The sequence below is a fragment of the Promicromonospora sp. NPDC060271 genome, assembly GCF_042726755.1.
Classification (GTDB): domain Bacteria; phylum Actinomycetota; class Actinomycetes; order Actinomycetales; family Cellulomonadaceae; genus Promicromonospora.
The window spans coordinates 1-15,173 of sequence record NZ_JBHXBG010000047.1 but is presented as its reverse complement, the minus strand read 5'-3'; the positions used below and the strand labels follow the sequence as shown (position 1 = coordinate 15,173).

The 15,173-nt window shown below is 75.7% G+C and carries 14 protein-coding genes; 2 read left to right on the top strand and 12 right to left on the bottom strand.

The features are described from left to right. Window positions 1–25 precede the first annotated feature (25 nt). Entirely contained in the window at window positions 26–265 is a 240-nt protein-coding gene (locus ACFWE2_RS09810) for a MoaD/ThiS family protein (protein ID WP_377224033.1), read from the bottom strand. After that, window positions 262–732 (bottom strand): cyclic pyranopterin monophosphate synthase MoaC, encoded by a 471-nt coding sequence (gene moaC, locus ACFWE2_RS09805; RefSeq protein ID WP_116677209.1) that lies wholly within the window; start codon window positions 730–732, stop codon window positions 262–264. The genes ACFWE2_RS09810 and moaC overlap by 4 nt, the downstream gene beginning before the upstream one ends. Before the next feature lie 177 nt (window positions 733–909). Here moaC and ACFWE2_RS09800 point away from each other — a divergent pair, with 177 nt between their 5' ends. Beyond that, window positions 910–1,872 carry an NAD-dependent epimerase/dehydratase family protein gene (locus tag ACFWE2_RS09800; RefSeq protein WP_377224032.1) on the top strand — a complete coding sequence of 321 codons (963 nt, stop codon included), beginning with the start codon at window positions 910–912 and terminating at the stop codon, window positions 1,870–1,872. Here ACFWE2_RS09800 and ACFWE2_RS09795 read toward each other — a convergent pair. The 10 genes from ACFWE2_RS09795 to ACFWE2_RS09750 all read right to left on the bottom strand — a co-directional run bounded on the left by ACFWE2_RS09795 (window position 1,766) and on the right by ACFWE2_RS09750 (window position 14,042). Then, a complete protein-coding gene (locus tag ACFWE2_RS09795) occupies window positions 1,766–2,818 on the bottom strand; it encodes a glycosyltransferase family 9 protein (protein ID WP_377224031.1) in 1,053 nt (350 codons plus the stop codon). The genes ACFWE2_RS09800 and ACFWE2_RS09795 overlap by 107 nt on opposite strands. A 34-nt stretch (window positions 2,819–2,852) precedes the next feature. Next, a complete protein-coding gene (locus ACFWE2_RS09790) occupies window positions 2,853–3,593 on the bottom strand; it encodes an SDR family oxidoreductase (protein ID WP_377224030.1) in 741 nt (246 codons plus the stop codon). Continuing rightward, entirely contained in the window at window positions 3,590–5,152 is a 1,563-nt protein-coding gene (locus ACFWE2_RS09785) for a PfkB family carbohydrate kinase (protein ID WP_377224029.1), read from the bottom strand. The genes ACFWE2_RS09790 and ACFWE2_RS09785 overlap by 4 nt, the downstream gene beginning before the upstream one ends. Then, window positions 5,149–5,829: an SIS domain-containing protein gene (locus ACFWE2_RS09780; RefSeq protein WP_377224028.1), complete on the bottom strand. Its 681-nt coding sequence runs from the start codon at window positions 5,827–5,829 to the stop codon at window positions 5,149–5,151. The genes ACFWE2_RS09785 and ACFWE2_RS09780 overlap by 4 nt, the downstream gene beginning before the upstream one ends. Further along, window positions 5,826–7,124: a glycosyltransferase gene (locus tag ACFWE2_RS09775; protein WP_377224027.1), complete on the bottom strand. Its 1,299-nt coding sequence runs from the start codon at window positions 7,122–7,124 to the stop codon at window positions 5,826–5,828. The genes ACFWE2_RS09780 and ACFWE2_RS09775 overlap by 4 nt, the downstream gene beginning before the upstream one ends. Next, entirely contained in the window at window positions 7,121–8,128 is a 1,008-nt protein-coding gene (locus ACFWE2_RS09770) for a glycosyltransferase family 4 protein (RefSeq protein ID WP_377224026.1), read from the bottom strand. The genes ACFWE2_RS09775 and ACFWE2_RS09770 overlap by 4 nt, the downstream gene beginning before the upstream one ends. After that, window positions 8,125–9,231, bottom strand: coding sequence for a glycosyltransferase family 9 protein (locus tag ACFWE2_RS09765; protein WP_377224025.1), 1,107 nt, complete (start codon window positions 9,229–9,231; stop codon window positions 8,125–8,127). Before ACFWE2_RS09765 ends, ACFWE2_RS09770 begins: the two co-directional genes overlap by 4 nt. Then, complete coding sequence (locus tag ACFWE2_RS09760; protein WP_377224024.1) at window positions 9,228–10,784, bottom strand: HAD-IIIA family hydrolase; 1,557 nt, start codon at window positions 10,782–10,784, stop codon at window positions 9,228–9,230. Before ACFWE2_RS09760 ends, ACFWE2_RS09765 begins: the two co-directional genes overlap by 4 nt. After that, window positions 10,781–12,469 (bottom strand): carbamoyltransferase, encoded by a 1,689-nt coding sequence (locus ACFWE2_RS09755; protein ID WP_377224023.1) that lies wholly within the window; start codon window positions 12,467–12,469, stop codon window positions 10,781–10,783. Before ACFWE2_RS09755 ends, ACFWE2_RS09760 begins: the two co-directional genes overlap by 4 nt. A gap of 148 nt (window positions 12,470–12,617) precedes the next feature. Beyond that, a complete protein-coding gene (locus tag ACFWE2_RS09750; RefSeq protein ID WP_377224022.1) occupies window positions 12,618–14,042 on the bottom strand; it encodes an FAD-dependent oxidoreductase in 1,425 nt (474 codons plus the stop codon). 182 nt (window positions 14,043–14,224) lie between these two features. Here ACFWE2_RS09750 and ACFWE2_RS09745 point away from each other — a divergent pair, with 182 nt between their 5' ends. Next, a complete protein-coding gene (locus ACFWE2_RS09745) occupies window positions 14,225–15,034 on the top strand; it encodes a PAS and ANTAR domain-containing protein (RefSeq protein ID WP_377224021.1) in 810 nt (269 codons plus the stop codon). Window positions 15,035–15,173 lie beyond the last annotated feature (139 nt).

Here is a 15,173-nt window from a genome sequence, read left to right as displayed (position 1 = left end):
GGTCGCCCACGACCAGGGGGGTCGGTCAGCCCCCTGCGAAGGGCGGGAGCACGTCCACCGTCACCTCGTCCGGGATCTCCGTGTCGTCTGACGGAGCCCGGGTCCCCGCAATCAGCAGCGCGCACTTCGGGAGGACGGCGGTCAGCGCCGGGTGCGCCGTCGTGAGGGCTGCGCGGAGAGCGGCCACCGACGTTGGGCCGCCGACCTGTTCGGTGGCGACCCCTGCGGCCGCCCGGGCGCCGGCGAAGTAGCGGACGGTGATCATGCCGGACGCACCCAGTCGCCCGACTTGCCGCCCGTCTTGCGCTCCAGGCGCACGTCCGCGAGCGAGACGGACTTGTCCAGGCCCTTGACCATGTCGACGACGGCAAGGCCCGCGACCGCGACAGCGGTGAGCGCCTCCATCTCCACCCCCGTGCGGTCGGCGGTGCGGACGGTCGCCGTGATCGTGACACCGTCGTCGGTCACCTCGAGGTCCACCGCGGCGCCGTGCACGCCGATGACGTGCGCGAGCGGCAGCAGCTCCGGCGTCCTCTTCGCGGCAGCTATCCCGGCGATCCGGGCGACGGCCAGCACGTCCCCCTTGGGGACGGCGCCGTCGCGCAGCGCCCGCACGACGTCGGGACCGCAGCGGACGGTGCCCGTCGCGGTGGCGGAGCGGATCGTCGGCTGCTTGGCGGTGACATCGACCATGCGGGCCTGGCCGCGGTCGTCAAGGTGCGTGAAGCTCACGGGACCAGGGTGTCACGTCGCGCGGGCCACTGGACCGGCACCGGCGCTCGGCTGCGAGTGAAGTGGCTCCGGTGCACCGTTGAACGGTGCGGTCGAGACCAGGCTGCCGGAGCTCCGGTGAGAGGACGACCCCATGCGCGGCGACGGCTGGAACCCATGCCCTGGTGAGGTCCCGCGATGAGGGCGGTCGTCACCGGCGGTGCCGGATTCGTGGGCAGCAGACTGTGCGAGGCGCTCCTCGACTCCGGGGCGGAGGTTGTCTGCCTCGACAACCTCCTGACGGGCGCCCCCGACAACCTCGGCGGCCTGCGCGGGCATCCCGCGTTCCAGTTCGAGCAGTGCGACGTGGCCGAGGGATTCGGCTCCCGTCCGGTCCGGGCCGCCCTGCGCTCCGGCGTCGACCTGGTCCTGCACCTCGCCTCGCCGGCGTCACCCGTCGACTACCTCGAGCACCCCATCGAGACGCTCGACGCCGGCTCGCGCGGCACCCGCGCCGCACTCGACCTTGCGGGCGAGCACGGCGCGCGCCTCGTGCTCGCCTCCACGTCCGAGGTGTACGGCGATCCACAGGTTCATCCCCAGACCGAGGAGTACTGGGGGAACGTGAGCAGCGTCGGACCGAGAAGCGTCTACGACGAGTCCAAGCGCTTCGGCGAGGCCCTCACCGCGGGTTACCGGCGCGCGCTCGGGACCGACACGGGCATCGTCCGGATCTTCAACACCTACGGACCCCGCATGCGGGGGCACGACGGGCGGGTGGTGCCCACCTTCATCAGGCAGGCGCTCGCGGGCGAGCCGCTCACGGTCGCCGGTGACGGCAGCCAGACGCGGTCGCTCTGCTACGTCGACGACCTGGTGGCGGGTCTCCTGGCGTTCGCGCACAGCGGGCACCCCGGCCCGATGAACCTCGGCAACCCGCACGAGCTCACCGTGCGCCAGATCGCCGAGGACGTGATCAGGGCGACCGGCTCCAGGTCGCCCGTCGAGTACGTCGAACGGCCCGTGGACGACCCGGGGATGCGCTGTCCCGACATCACCCTCGCGCGTACGGAGCTGGGCTGGGAACCGCAGGTCGGCTGGACGGACGGTCTGGACCGGACGGTGTCGTGGTTCCGTTCGCGGTCCCGGGGAGCCGCGTGAGCGTCGACTCGCAGGCGGCGACCACCTCGTCGACCGCTACCCGGGCCAGCGCCGGGTCGAGCCGTCCAGCATTCGGGTCGCGCCGCGGAGCTCCCCGCTCGCCGTGCCAGATGACGACGTGGCGGTCCAGGTCGAGCGTCGGCCCCCACAGCGCCGGCGGCGTGGGCCCGAACAGCGTGACCGACGGCGTACCGTACGCGGTGGCGAGGTGGGCGATGCCGGTGTCCCCGCTGACGACGAGCCGGGCGGTGGACACGAGCCCGGCGAGCGCGGACAGGCCGAGCCGGCCCGAGGTGTCGCGCACGGCACCGCCCGCGTTCGCCTGGAGCCGCACCTGGGCGCAGAGGTCCCGCTCCGACTCGGACCCGGTGAGGACCACGTGATGGCCCCGCGCGGCGAGTGCGGCGACGACCCGCGCCCAGCGATCGGCGGGCCAGCGGCGGGCCTCCGCTGCGGCGCCCGGGTGGACCACCACGTCGGCCCGGCCGCCCGGCGGATCCGCCGGGCCGAGGCGTAGGTCCTCCGGCCCGCACGGTCCGCCGACGCTCCGCACGAGCCGACACCAGCGGAGCACCTCGTGCTCGTCGTCGTCCCACCGGGGACCGAGGTGGTCGGCGTCCGGGCTGTCGAACGCGATCAGGGCGTCCGGCCGGGTCGCCTGCAGCACGCGGTGGCTCTGCGGCCCGCTCCCGTGCAGGTCGACCGCGAGGCATCCGGGCGCGTCCTGGGCGCCGCCCGGCCCGGCCCAGGGCCAGGGGAGGCGGGCAAGCCCCTGGGTGGGCAGGACGGCGTCGACGATCCCGTGGTCGGCGAGCAGCTGGCCGAGCGGCCGGGGCGCGGCGAGCACTATCCGGTGTCCCGGCCAGGCCCGCCGCACCCCGCGCAGTGCGGCCACGCCCGTCAGCGTGTCGCCGAGTCCGAGCGCCCGCAGCACGAGGACGGTCACGCTGGGCCCCCGGTCGGCTCGGCCGCCCGTCGGGTCACGGCCACGAGGCCTCTCCTGACGCCATGACCAGCATCTCCCTGATCTCGCTGCCCTGCGGCTGGGTCAGCGCCGTCACCACGGCGGCGGCCGTGGCGGCCGGATCGTTGAGGTCCGCGTCCGGGCCCGGCTTGTACTGCTCGGTGCGGCCGTCGAAGAACGGCGTCCGCATGCCGCCGGGAATCAGGCAGGTCACGCCGACCCGGCCCGCGTACTCGGCCGCGAGGGCCTGGGTGAACCCGCGGATCCCCCACTTCGACGCGCAGTACGCCGTCGCGTCGCCCGCACCGCGCAGCGCGAGCGTCGAGGCGACGGTGACGACCGTGCCGCGCCGTTCCTCCAGGTACGGCAGGGTGGCCCGGACCACGGAGACGGTGCCGAACAGGTTGACGCGGACGACGCGCTCCCAGTCCTCCGGATCGATCTCGAGGAGCGGGCCGCACGCGTCGATCCCGGCGGCGGTCACCACAGCGTCGGGCGGACCCACCTGCTCCACGAGCGACTCGACGGCCGCCTGCGCGGCGCCCGGGACGCCGAGATCGGCGGCGGCGAACGGTACGTCGGCGGCCGGCTCGGCCACGTCGAGCACGGCCGGTGTGCCGCCCGCGGCGGTCAGGACGTCGACGAGCGCAGCGCCGAGACCGGACGAGCCGCCCGTGACGAAGACCGTGCCGACGGACCGGGGCGCGAGCGGAGAGGCCGGAGCCGGGCCGGCGGAAGGGGTGGTGGTTGCGGTCATGATGACCTCCTCATGGTCGGTGGGATCGAGGCGGGCAGGGGTTCGGCCGCCCGGACCTGGCCGACGAGCCCGGTCGTCGAGCGGCCCTGGAGGTAGGGCAGGGTCACCACACGTCCCCCGTAGGAGCGGACGACGGCGGCCTCGGGGAGCTCGGACCACGTGTAGTCGCCGCCCTTCGCCCAGATGTCCGGGCGGAGCGCGGCGACGGCGGCCGACGGCTCGTCGTCGTCCAGCACGACGGTGGCGTCGACGCTCGCGAGGCTCTCCAGGACACGGAGCCGGTCGGCCAGGGGCACCACCGGTCGCTCGGGCCCCTTGAGCCGGCGCACCGAACGGTCGGAGTTGACCAGCACCACCAGGTGCTCGCCCAGCCGACGTGCGGTGTCGAGCATGGTGACGTGGCCGGCGTGCAGCAGGTCGAAGCAACCGCTGGTCGCGACCAGCACACCGCCCGCGGCGCGCAACCGCGCGCCGAGCTCCTCCAGGGACTCGGCGCCGCTCCGCTCCATGGGCCGCGGAGCGGCCTCGCGGGCGCGCCGGAAACCGTCCGCGCCCCCCGACGCGACCCAGGCGCTCGCCGCGACCACACCCTCCCGGACGGCGGTCGTGGCCTCGTCCCCGCGGGCCATCCGGTCCGTGACGGTCGCGGCGAAGCGGTCGCCGGCCCCGCAGGGGTCCGGCCCGTGCGCGGGCTGGGTGGGCAGGTGCCGGATGACGCCCGACGCGTCGTCGGTACCGTCGTCGTGGGGCGGCCGGGTGGCGACGAAGGCGCCCCGGTCCCCCGCGGTGACGCTGACCGCCCGCGCGTCCCAGGCCCGGCGCAGCACGTCCGCCACCGCCGGGAGCTCGGTCTCCGCCTCGGTGGGCGGCAGCGGGAGCTGCCGCGCCGCGCGTTCGGCCTCCGCCGCGTTCGGCGTCACGAGCGCCGTGCCGGGCACGGGCTCGCCGCCGCGCGGGTGCGGGTCCCAGACGAGTGGCACGCGTGCGGCCGACTCGGCCAGCACGTCCCGCAGGAGCGGCTCGAGGGTCACCCCGCCGCCGTAGTCGGCGACGAGCACCGCGTCACAGCCCGCGAGGGCGTTCCGCACCCGTTCGGCGGTCGCCTCGTTCACGCCGAGCGGGGTGCCGGGCCCGCCGTCGTCGACACGGACCAGACCCTGCCCCGAGCTGCGGACGCGCGTCTTGCGGCGGGTCGGGCCCTCGTGCCGGAGCGGGACGACCGTGACCTCGGTGAGCTGGCGGCGCAGCTCCTGGCCGTCCGCGTCGTCCGCGAGGGGTGCGACGAGCACGACGTCGGCCCGCTGCGCGCACAGCAGGGCCGCGAGCCCCGCACCACCCGGGCTCTGGCGGACCTCCGTCACGTCGACGACGGGCACCGGCGCGTCGGGGGCCAGGCGGGTGACCGTGCCGTCGACGTCCCGGTCGAGCAGGACGTCGCCGACGACGGCGATCCGCGGCCGGGCGACCACCCCGCCGGACGAGGAGCCGGACGAGGAGCTGGTCGCGGGACCGGACAGCCTGCGCGAGAGGTCGCCGACGACGGCGCCGTTCCCGGTCATGCGCGTGCTCCGGCCGTCCTCGACCGGGCGTCCTCGGAACCCGGCCGGCGGGCCGCGGTGCTGCCGCCGGCGATATGGGCGTCGAGCACCGCGCACAGGGTGTGCGCGACGACGAGGTGGATCTCCTGCACCGCCGACGTGGAGGCCGACGGGACGGTGAGCGCGTCGTCGCACAGCGCCGCGAGGGGGTTGGGCGCCTGTCCGGTGAGCGCCCAGGTGGTGAGCCCGAGCTCACGGGCCCGCCGGGCCGCGACGAGCACGTTGGCGCTCGCCCCGGACGTCGACAGGCACAGCAGGACGTCACCCGGCCTGCCGTGCGCCGCGACCTGCCTGGCGAACATCTCGTCCTGGCCGTAGTCGTTGACTATCGCGCTGAGGCTGGAGGTCTCGGCGTGCAGGGCGATCGCGGCGAGCGGTATCCGCTCGTCCTCGAACCGGCCGACAAGCTCGGCGGTCAGGTGCTGGGCCTCGGCGGCGCTGCCGCCGTTGCCGGCCACGAGCAGCCGATGGCCGGAGACCAGCCGGTCGGCGAGGTCCTGGCCCCAGGCCTCGATGCGGTCGAAGCTGGTGCTGAGGTGGTCGAGGCCGACCGTCAGGTCGGCGCGGTGCTGCCGCAGCCAGCTCCGGCCGCTGGAGGAGGGCCGGCGGGCGGTCGGTCGGGTGGGCTCGGAACTCATCGGGTACCTCCTGCGGAAACGAGCGGGGCGTCCGTCGCCGGCCACCGAGGCAGGGCCCGGCGGGCGGACGAGGAGCTGACGACCTCTGCGTAGGCCTCGGCCGTCTCGCGGGCCACGGAGACCCAGCCGTACCGGCGCTCGGCCCGGACCCGGGCACCGGCTCCGAGCCGGAGCCGGAACCGGCGGTCCGAGAGCCGCAGCAGCGCGTCGGCGACCGCGGCGGGATCACGCGGCGGGACGAGAAGGCCCGTGCGCTCGTGCACCACCGTGTCGAGCATGCCGCCGACCGCGGAGGCGATCACGGGCAGCCCGCACGCGGCGGCCTCCAGCGGCACGATGCCGAACGGCTCGTACCAGGGTGTGCAGGCAACGATGTCGACGTCACGGAGCAGGTTCGGGACGTCCTCGTGCGACACGGCGCCGAGGAACCGCACCCGGTCACCGACGCCGAGCTGCTCGGCCCGGGCCCGCAGGCGGCCTACCTCGGGGTCGCGGTCGAGCTCGCCGAGGGGCGGCCCGCCGGCGACCAGGAGCTCGACCGGGGGAACCTGGTCGCCGATCCGGGCGAGCGCCTCGACGACGGTCGCGACCCCCTTGCGCTCCACGAGCCGGCCCAGGGAGAGCAGACGCAGGGGCCGGTCCTCGTCCTCCTGGTGCGTCCGGGCGGTGCCCGGCGTGAACACACCGAGGTCGACGCCGCACGGCACCACGCGGACCCGGTCCTCCCGCGCGCCCATCCGCCGCAGCTCACGCACCTCGTCCTGACAGGTGGCGATCACCAGGTCCACGTCAGCGCACAGGGTCCGCTCCAGCCCGATGCGCGCGGCGGGGCTGGTGTCCGCTGCGCCCTGGTACCGGCGCTTGACCGAGCCCAGCGCATGGAAGGTCTGGACCACCGGCACGGCGGGCCGGCCGACGTCGTCCGCTCGGCGGGTCGCGCGCAGCGCGGCCAGGCCCGACATCCAGAAGTGCGCGTGCAGCACGTCCGGCCGCACCTCGGGATCGGTGAAGCGTGCCGCGAGCTCGTCGCCGAACTGGTCCATCCAGCGCAGCAGGTCGTCCTTGGGCAGCCGTTCGGGCGGGCCGGCGGAGACGTGCACGACGTCGACGCCGTCGGTGAGGGGAACCCGGTCCGGGAGCGCCGGGTCGTCGCGCCGTGTGTAGACGTCGACGGTGTGCCCGTCCGCGGCGAGGCGCTGTGCCAGCGCCGCGACGTGGACGTTCTGCCCACCGGCGTCCGCCTCCCCGAGCACGGCGAGCGGGCTGGCGTGTTCCGAGATCATGCCGATCTTCATCGCGACACCTCCTGTGTCAGCAGCGTGGTCCAGCGGTCGAGGAACAGGTCGAGCGGATAGTGGGCGAGCACGTGCTCCCTGGCGGCCTTGCCGTACGCGGCGGCCTCCTCGGGGTCGGCGAGCCAGCGCCGGGCGACCGCCGCGAGCTCGTCCGGGTCCGCGCTGAGCACCCCGGCCTCGCGCGGGACCGCCGCGTACGCGGCGGTGACGGGCAGGGCGAGCACGGGCAGGCCGATGGCCATGGCCTCGAGCAGGGCGAGGCCGAGGCTCGTCCACCGGTACGGGTGCAGGTAGGCGCGGGCCCCTGCGAGCCGGTCGTGCAGCTCGGCCTGGGGCAGGTCGTACAGGCGGTCGGCGGCTCCTGCGGCAGTCGGGCCGTGGGCCGAGAGGTGCTCCGCCAGGAGCGAGGTGCCCATCCCGTACACCTCGGCAGGGACCTGGCGGGCGATCTCCAGCAGCACGTCCGTTCCAGCGGCCCGCCACCGGCGCACCGGCTCGTTCACCACGGCCGCGACGGTCTCGCGCGCACCGGTGTACCGGTGGCCCGGGTCGGGTATGCCGTGCTCTATCACGGCGGTGCGGGCGCGGCCGGTGTCCCACATGAGGGCGTTGAACCTCGTCACGTGCACTATCGGCACGAGCCCGCCGGCCGTGACGTCGGCGTCTGCCAGGGGGTGCCGCGTGGCGGCGGCGGGTCCGCCGGGGGCGTCGTGCTCCAGGTACACGGTGGGCACGTCGCGCCCGGCCCGGCGTCCGGTCCACTCCCGCAGGAGGCGGGCCTCGTGCGGCCGCTGGAGCACCACGACGTCCACCCCCTCCTCGTCGAAGGCCCGGCGCAGTCCGGCGGGGTCCAGCTCGCGTACCGAGGCAGGCCAGTCCCAGGTCCGGGCGCGGCCCCGCCCGTCGGCGGGCCGGCCGGGCAGGACCGGCACCAGGTACTCGTGCCCGCCCTGGACGAAGGCGGTGGTCCACGACCCGTGCACGTGCCAGAGGAGGATCCTCATGCTGGCCACCCCTCCGCGCGGTTGCCGCCGGCGGCCGCCGACGCACGGGGCGGCAGGTACGTGAGGCGTGCGACGGCGTCGGCCACCTGCTCCGGCGTGACCGACGCGAGGCACGGGTGACCCGCCACGGGGCATGCGCGGGCCCGCGTGCCGCGGCACGCGGCACCCTGGTCCCCGAGGAGCAGCCGGGGCACCCCGTAGGGCGCCCACCGGTCGGCGGGGACCACTGGTGCGAACAGGCTGACCACCGGCGTGCCGACGGCCGCTGCCAGGTGCGCCGGGCCGGTGTTCCCGACGACCGCGCACGCCGCCGACTCCAGGACGGCGGCGAGCTCGGCCAGGCTGGTCTGCCCACCCAGGTCGGTCGCGTGGTCGCCGGCCACGTACGCGGTGAGGTCCCGCTCCGCCGCGGCGCCCGTCACGAGCACCTCCCAGCCGTCGTGCGCGAGGCGTTCGGCGACGGCCCGGGCCCCCTGCGGCAGCGGCGCCCGGGCGGGTACCGACGCGCCAGGGTGGAGGACCACCGAGCGCTGCCGCCAGGCGCCACCGGCACCGAGCGCGCGCTCGGCCCGCTGCGGCACGGCGGGGAGCGGACGGCGGACGGCGAGCAGCCCGTCGTCCTCCACCGGCAGCACGGCTCCGGCCTGCTCCGCGAGGTCGAGGGCCGCCTCCACCTCGTGCAGCCCCGGCGGACGCCGGTGCCGTACGTCGAGCAGCGAGCCCGGGTAGTCCTCGCTCACCGCGACGATCCGGCGCACGCCGGCGAGACGGGCCAGCAGAGCCATCGGGAGCGGCGACTGGTGGAACGACGTGAAGATCACCGCGAGCTGGTAGCGGCGCGCGACCAGGCCGGCCACGAGATCGAGCACTGCCTTCGCCGAGACCCGGGGCGGCTCAGCGCCGGACCACGGTGCGTCGAACAGCAGCGTCTCGGTGACGCCGGGCAGCAGCTCGGCGGCCTGCAGCCCGGAGCTGGAGACCAGGAGGTCGACCTGGTCGTAGGTAGCGGCCAGCGCGCGCACGGCGGGACCGGTCAGGAGCACGTCCCCGTCGCTGTCGAGCCGGATCGCGAGCACCCGGACAGGGCGTTCCGCGGAGGTCATAGCAACATCACCACCTCGTCGAGAGTCGCGGCCACGACCGGAGCGGTTGCCAGCTCCTCGCGCCTGGTCACCTCGGTGGGCACGAGGACGCCCCGTGCACCGGACGCCACGGCGGCGCCCACGTCCGAGCCGATGTCCCCGACCACCGCGCACTCCGCCGGGAGCACACCGACCGCCGCGGCGCCGCGGAGCACGAGACCCGGCTCCGGCTTGCGGCACGTGCAGTCCTCCTCCGGCCGGTGCGGGCAGCGCTGCCAGGTGTCGAACGGGCCGAGCAGCCGGCGGACCCGCTGGTCCACCGCGTCCACCTGTGCACTCGTGAGCAGCCCTCGCCCGATCGCCGACTGGTTGGACACCACGCCGACCCGCACGCCGCCGGCCCGTAGCCCGTCCAGGACGCGCCGTGCCCCGGGCATCGGCTCGACGGCGTCGGGGTCGCCGTTGTAGGGCACGTCGCGGACGAGCGTGCCGTCCCTGTCGAACAGCACCGCACGGACGGGCGGCGGCCAGGCCGGCACGCGTCCGCCGAGCCCACGCCGCCACCGCCACGTCCCGCGGACGCGGTGCGCGCAGGCGGCGAACGGGATCAGCGCGCTCGTCACGGTCATGCGGCGCAGCTCCGGACCGTAGCCATCGTCGCCGGGCCGCGGTCCGTGCCGGAGCCGCTCCGCCGCGAACATCGCGGTGAGCGCGGCCCAGGCCGCACCGGCGAGGGCAGCAGTGGTGCGCGCCGTGCGCGGGTCGCGGGTGCCAGGGACGACGGCGGCCACGCAGCCGCCGAGCGCCGTCAGTCCCGCCGCGACGGTCGCGGCGTGCCACGGCAGGCGGCCTGGGCCCGCCCCGGTGCGCCGGCGCCAGTGGCGGCCGTGGAGTGTGCGCAGCAGCGCGTCGTCGGCATTGCCCGCCTGGGCCCGCACGCTCGCCAGGTCTCCGGCGGGCCGGACGGGGTGCGCGACGAACCGGAGGCCCCGGACGAGGTCCCAGCCTGCCTCGCGGACCCGCAGCGCGAGGTCGGCGTCCTCGCGGTACGCGCGGGGGAAGCGCTCGTCGAAGCCGCTCACCGCCTCCAGGGCGGCGCGGCGGTAGGCCATGTCGGCGGTCGCCCAACGGGCCGTCTCCAGCCCGGCGGTGTTGCGTTCGAGGTCGGTAGGGGGCCGGTGGCTCAGCAGCGGCACCACTATCCGGCCCTGCACGCCCGCGACTGTGGGACCGGCGGCCGCGAGGTCCTGCTCCAGGGTCGCCGCCCAGCGCTCGGGGACCACCACGTCGTCGTCCAGGAAGGCCACCCACTCGGTGCGTACGCTGCGCCAGCCCGTGTTACGCGCGGCGGCCGGGCCGCGGCCACCGGTGCGGAGCACCCGCACGCCGGGCACCGGGTCCGGCCCGAGGTCGAGCGGCGGGTTCGCGCCCTCGGCCGGGAACGGCCGGTCGTCGACCACCACCACGTCGAGCGGCGGTGGCCCGCCGGCGCAGGCGACGCGTACCGAGTCGAGCAGCGCACCGAGCTGCGGCCGGCCGATCGTCGGGACGACCAACGAGTACGAAGGTCTCACGCGGCACCCCCGGACGACTGGCCGCCGGCGAACAGGTCCGCACGCCGGACGAGGTGGGGGCCGAGTACCAGGGCGTCGACGGGCGCCGAGCCGAAGAGCTCCAGCGCGTCCCGCGGGGTGTCCACCATCGGGCGGCCCGCGGTGTTGAGGCTCGTGTTCACCACCACGGGCAGCCCGGTGCGCGCACGGAACGCGCGGAGCGTCGACTGGAGGCGCGGCTGGGAGTCGTCCACCGTCTGGATCCGGGCCGTGCCGTCCACGTGGACGGTCGCCGGGATCCGGTCGCGCCAGGCGGGGGCGACGTCGTGGACGAACAGCATGTAGGGGCTGGGAATCGGGCCGCCGGAGAAGATGTCCGCGGCGTCCTCCAGGAGCACCATCGGGGCGACCGGCCGGAACTGCTCGCGTCCCTTGACGACGTTGAGCCGTTCGGTGTTGGCCCGCTTACCCGGGTGCGCCAGCAGCGAGCGCTGGCCCAGCGCGCGCGGCCCGAACTCGGAGCGGCCGTCGAACCAGGCCACCATCCCGTCGCCGGCGAGCACGTCGGCGACCTGCTCCGGCAGGTCGGCGGGGGTCGTGAACGGCACGCGCGCGGTGCGCAGCGCATCCGCCAGCTCGTCGTCGGGCCAGCCGCGGCCGAGCGCCGCCGACGTCATGGGCACCGTCGGGACACCGGCCTCCGCCGTGAGCTGCAGGGCCGCGCCGAGGGCGGTGCCGGAGTCACCCGCCGCCGGCTGGACCCATACGTGCTCGAAGGGGGTCTCACGCCACAGCCGCGAGTTGGCCACGCAGTTCAGGGCGGTGCCGCCCGCCAGCGCCAGCGCGGTGTCTCCGGTCCGCTCGTGCAGGACCGTGGCGAGCTCGACGAGCAGCTCCTCCAGCCGCGCCTGGACCGACGCCGCGAGGTCCGCCTGGTCGGGCGGCAGGCCGCCCGCCCCGCTGGGTTCCTGGATGGTGCCCGGCGTGGCCGGCGCCGCCCATCGCGACCAGTCGGGAGCCTCGGCCACGAACCCGCCGTCGGGCGTGGTCCGGAGCAGCTCCCGCAGCTCGGGCAGGAACCGCGGCCTGCCGTACGACGCGAGCGCCATCACCTTGTACTCGTCGCTGGACCGCAGGAAACCGAGGTGCTCGGTGAGGGACTCGTAGACGAGGCCGAGGGAGTGCGGGAGCTCCTGGCTCGCGAGCACCTCGAGGCGTCCGCCGGTGTACCGGCCCGCGAGGTAGGAGGAGCGCTCGCCGCGACCGTCGAGCGACATGACGCTGCAGGTGCCGAACGGGGACGCGAGGGCTGCCGACGCGGCGTGCGACACCTCGTGCGGCACGAAGCGCACGGCGGCGGGGTTGAGCCCCGGCAGTGCGGTGGCGATGAACCGCGGCGCTCGTTCGGCGTACCGCAGCCGCAGCCAGTCCCACGGGTCGGGCAGGCCCATCTCGTCCGACGGTTTGGCGAGGGCCGGGTCGAACGAGTAGGCGACGGCGTCCAGGTCCTCCGGCCGCAGCCCGCCGACGTCGAGGCACCACCGCATCGCCTGCTCGGGCAGCTCCCAGGCCGCGAACGGGACGGGCCGCTTGCCGTGCTTGCGCCGGGTGAACCGTTCCTCCTCGGCTGCTGCGAGGACGTGACCGTCGACGACGAGCGCTGCCGACGGGTCGTGGAAGAGGGCATTGACACCGAGGACTCGCACAGTGACCTCCACGGATGGTCGTCACCGGGCTTCTTCCGGTCCTCCTACGTTCGAGGCGCCGGGAAGCACTCGCATCTTGAACCGCTTCCCGCCGGGACCAGGGTCCGTGGATGCCCACGTCTGCGCAGGTCGGGGGTTCCCGTGCGGTTCAGCGCCGCGTCAGGTCCTCGGTGGCGGGGCCTTCGATCAGGGTGCCGTCGGGCTCGAACCGCGAGCCGTGCGCGGGGCAGTCCCAGGACTGCTCCTGCTCGTTCCAGCACACGACGGCGCCCGCGTGCGGGCAGACCCGGGACACGCGCGGGGCACCCGGCCGCTGTCCGGACGGGCGGGTCGCCGCGTGCGCCCAGCCCTTGGTCTGCACGGCGAAGGTGGCGGCGGTGCTCGCCCTCGCCGTGGGCCTGCGGGCCCACGGCTCGAAGGTCGGCCCCCACTCGACGGGGTCGCCGAGGATGCGTCCGGCGAGCGCCAGCCCGGCCGCGGCGCCGTTCGTGAGGCCCCACTTGGCGTAGCCGGTGGCCACGAGCACACGGTCGTCGCCGGGCGCGGCCGGTCCGACGAGCGGCAGGCCGGTGTCGCCGGTGTAGTCCTGGGCCGCCCACGTGTGCCGGGGCTGGTCCACGGGGAGATGGACCCGGGCCCATTCCTCCAGTGCGGCCAGCCGCCGGGCCGGGTCCCGCTCCCGGCCGACGGTGTAGCCCTCGCCGCCCACCATGAGCAGCCCGCCGGCCGTGCGGAGCGACCGCACGGGTGACCCGGCGGTGATCGACATGGTCTCCCCGAACCCGGGCGGCAGCGCGGCCGGGTCGGTGATCTCCCACGTGGTGAGCAGGCTGCGGCCCGCCTGCAGCCGGAGGAACAGCCCGCCCAGCCGCCCGGGCGGCGTACCGGTGGCCAGCACCACACGATCGGCGAGGACGGCGCCGCGGCTGGTGCGCAGGACGACGCCGGACCGGCGCCTGCGCACCTGGTGGACCCGGACGCCGTCGTGCACCGGCACGCCGCGGGCGCGCAGGCGGGCGCGCAGCGCCGAGAGCATGCGCAGCGGGTCCACCTGCGCCTGGCCCGGCAGACGTACCGCGCCGTAGGACCGCGCCGGGTAGGGCGGGTCCTCCTCCCACTGTGCGGTGAGTCCCTGGCGGGCGCAGGTCGCCAGCACCGCGTCGACGTCGGCCACCTGCTCGGGGGCGGCGGCGACGGTCAGGTCGTCCCGGTTCTCGACGGGCACGTTCAGGTCCTCGAGGGTGCGGCGCAGCCAGCCCAGGCCGGCGAAGTTGGCCGCGAGGTAGTCGCGCACCACCTCGTCGCCGTGCCGGGCGATCCGGGCGAGCCGCGTGCCCTGCAGCACCGAGAGCTTGCCGGTCGAGCGGGCGGTCGTCGTCGCGCGTGCGCCGCGGGCGTCGAGCACCACGACGGAGGCGCCGCCGTCGGCGAGCAGCAAGGCGGTGACGACACCGGTGAGACCGGCTCCGACCACCACGACGTCGGTGCGGAGCGGACCGGGGGCCATGACCCCCGGTGTGCCGCTGCCGGCGTCCGCCGGGTCCGTCGTCGCGTCGTAGGGGGTCTCGCTCACGGTGCACCTCCGCTGGTCGGTCCGTGCTGCTCGGTCCGTGCCGGTGGGTCCGGGTGCCGGCCCTCGGTCTGGCCCGTCCAGGCTGGCACGGGAGCCTGGCACTCGCAGCGCCCGGCTCCTAGAATTGAGCCCGCGGAGTCATGTAGCGGATCCTGGTCCGCTGTGGATCCGGGAGGTTCGGAATGCACCCTGTCAAGCAGCCCAGGCTCAGCGTCGTGGACGGCGGCGGCGGCTCGGCCGAGCGGTCACCGAGGTTCTCCGCGGGTGATCTGACGCATGCTCTCGGTCTGGGGACCAACCTTCTCGTCGGCTGCTACCGCGTCGACATCATGACCGGGACCTGGTGGTGGTCCGACGAGCTGTACACGATGCACGGGTGGAGACGGCACGAGGTCCAGCCGGGCCTCGAGGCGCTCCGCTCCCGCAAGCACCCCGACGACCGCGCCCGCGTGGTGCGGGCTGCCGCCGAGGCCCTGCGGACGGGCCGGCCGTTCGCGTGCGCGCACCGGATAGTGGACCGCAGGGGCCGCACACGTTCGGTGGTCGTCACCGGCCAGGGCCGACGCAGCGGCCCCGACCGGTCACCGGAGCTGGTCGGGTACGTCATCGACGTCACGCCGGCCCAGAAGGAGGTGCTCGCGCGCCGGTCCGAGGCGGTCGTGACGAGGGCCTTCGTCAGCCAGGCGGTGATAGAGCAGGCCAAGGGCGTCATCATGGCCGTACGTGGGGTGAGCGAGGAGACCGCCGGGCACCTGCTGCACGAGGCGGCCGGGCGGGTGGATGTCCCACTGCGGCTGGCCGCCGACCAGGTGATGACCAGGCTGCGCGCCGATCACGCCGACCGCGCGGGTGCGGACGGCGAGCGGAGGGGCATCACGCGGGAAGCTCTCGCACGCGCGCTGGACGGCGTCGAGCCGGTGGGACGGCCACGCGGGCACGACCCCCTGCTCACCCGGCGGCCACGCAAGGTGCCGGCGCGCACGTCCGGCTGAGCCTGCGGTCGGATGCCCGGCCGGGTGCTCCCCCGCCCGGCAAACGGCGGGGCCGCGCGCCCCCGGGCGGGGGGCGAGCCCCCGGGCCCCGGTGGTCGCCCCCAACGCCCGCCAGCCGGTAGCGAACACCCCCGGGGCC

What these genes read in the sequence shown, in the direction of transcription:
- ACFWE2_RS09800 (WP_377224032.1), top strand. Translation starts at nt 910, where the DNA reads ATGAGGGCGGTCGTCACCGGCGGTGCCGGATTCGTGGGCAGCAGACTG.
- ACFWE2_RS09780 (WP_377224028.1), bottom strand. Translation starts at nt 5,829, where the DNA reads ATGAGTTCCGAGCCCACCCGACCGACCGCCCGCCGGCCCTCCTCCAGC.
- ACFWE2_RS09765 (WP_377224025.1), bottom strand. Translation starts at nt 9,231, where the DNA reads ATGACCTCCGCGGAACGCCCTGTCCGGGTGCTCGCGATCCGGCTCGAC.
- ACFWE2_RS09745 (WP_377224021.1), top strand. Translation starts at nt 14,225, where the DNA reads ATGCACCCTGTCAAGCAGCCCAGGCTCAGCGTCGTGGACGGCGGCGGC.
- ACFWE2_RS09785 (WP_377224029.1), bottom strand. Translation starts at nt 5,152, where the DNA reads ATGACCGGGAACGGCGCCGTCGTCGGCGACCTCTCGCGCAGGCTGTCC.
- ACFWE2_RS09770 (WP_377224026.1), bottom strand. Translation starts at nt 8,128, where the DNA reads ATGAGGATCCTCCTCTGGCACGTGCACGGGTCGTGGACCACCGCCTTC.
- ACFWE2_RS09810 (WP_377224033.1), bottom strand. Translation starts at nt 265, where the DNA reads ATGATCACCGTCCGCTACTTCGCCGGCGCCCGGGCGGCCGCAGGGGTC.
- ACFWE2_RS09775 (WP_377224027.1), bottom strand. Translation starts at nt 7,124, where the DNA reads ATGAAGATCGGCATGATCTCGGAACACGCCAGCCCGCTCGCCGTGCTC.
- ACFWE2_RS09790 (WP_377224030.1), bottom strand. Translation starts at nt 3,593, where the DNA reads ATGACCGCAACCACCACCCCTTCCGCCGGCCCGGCTCCGGCCTCTCCG.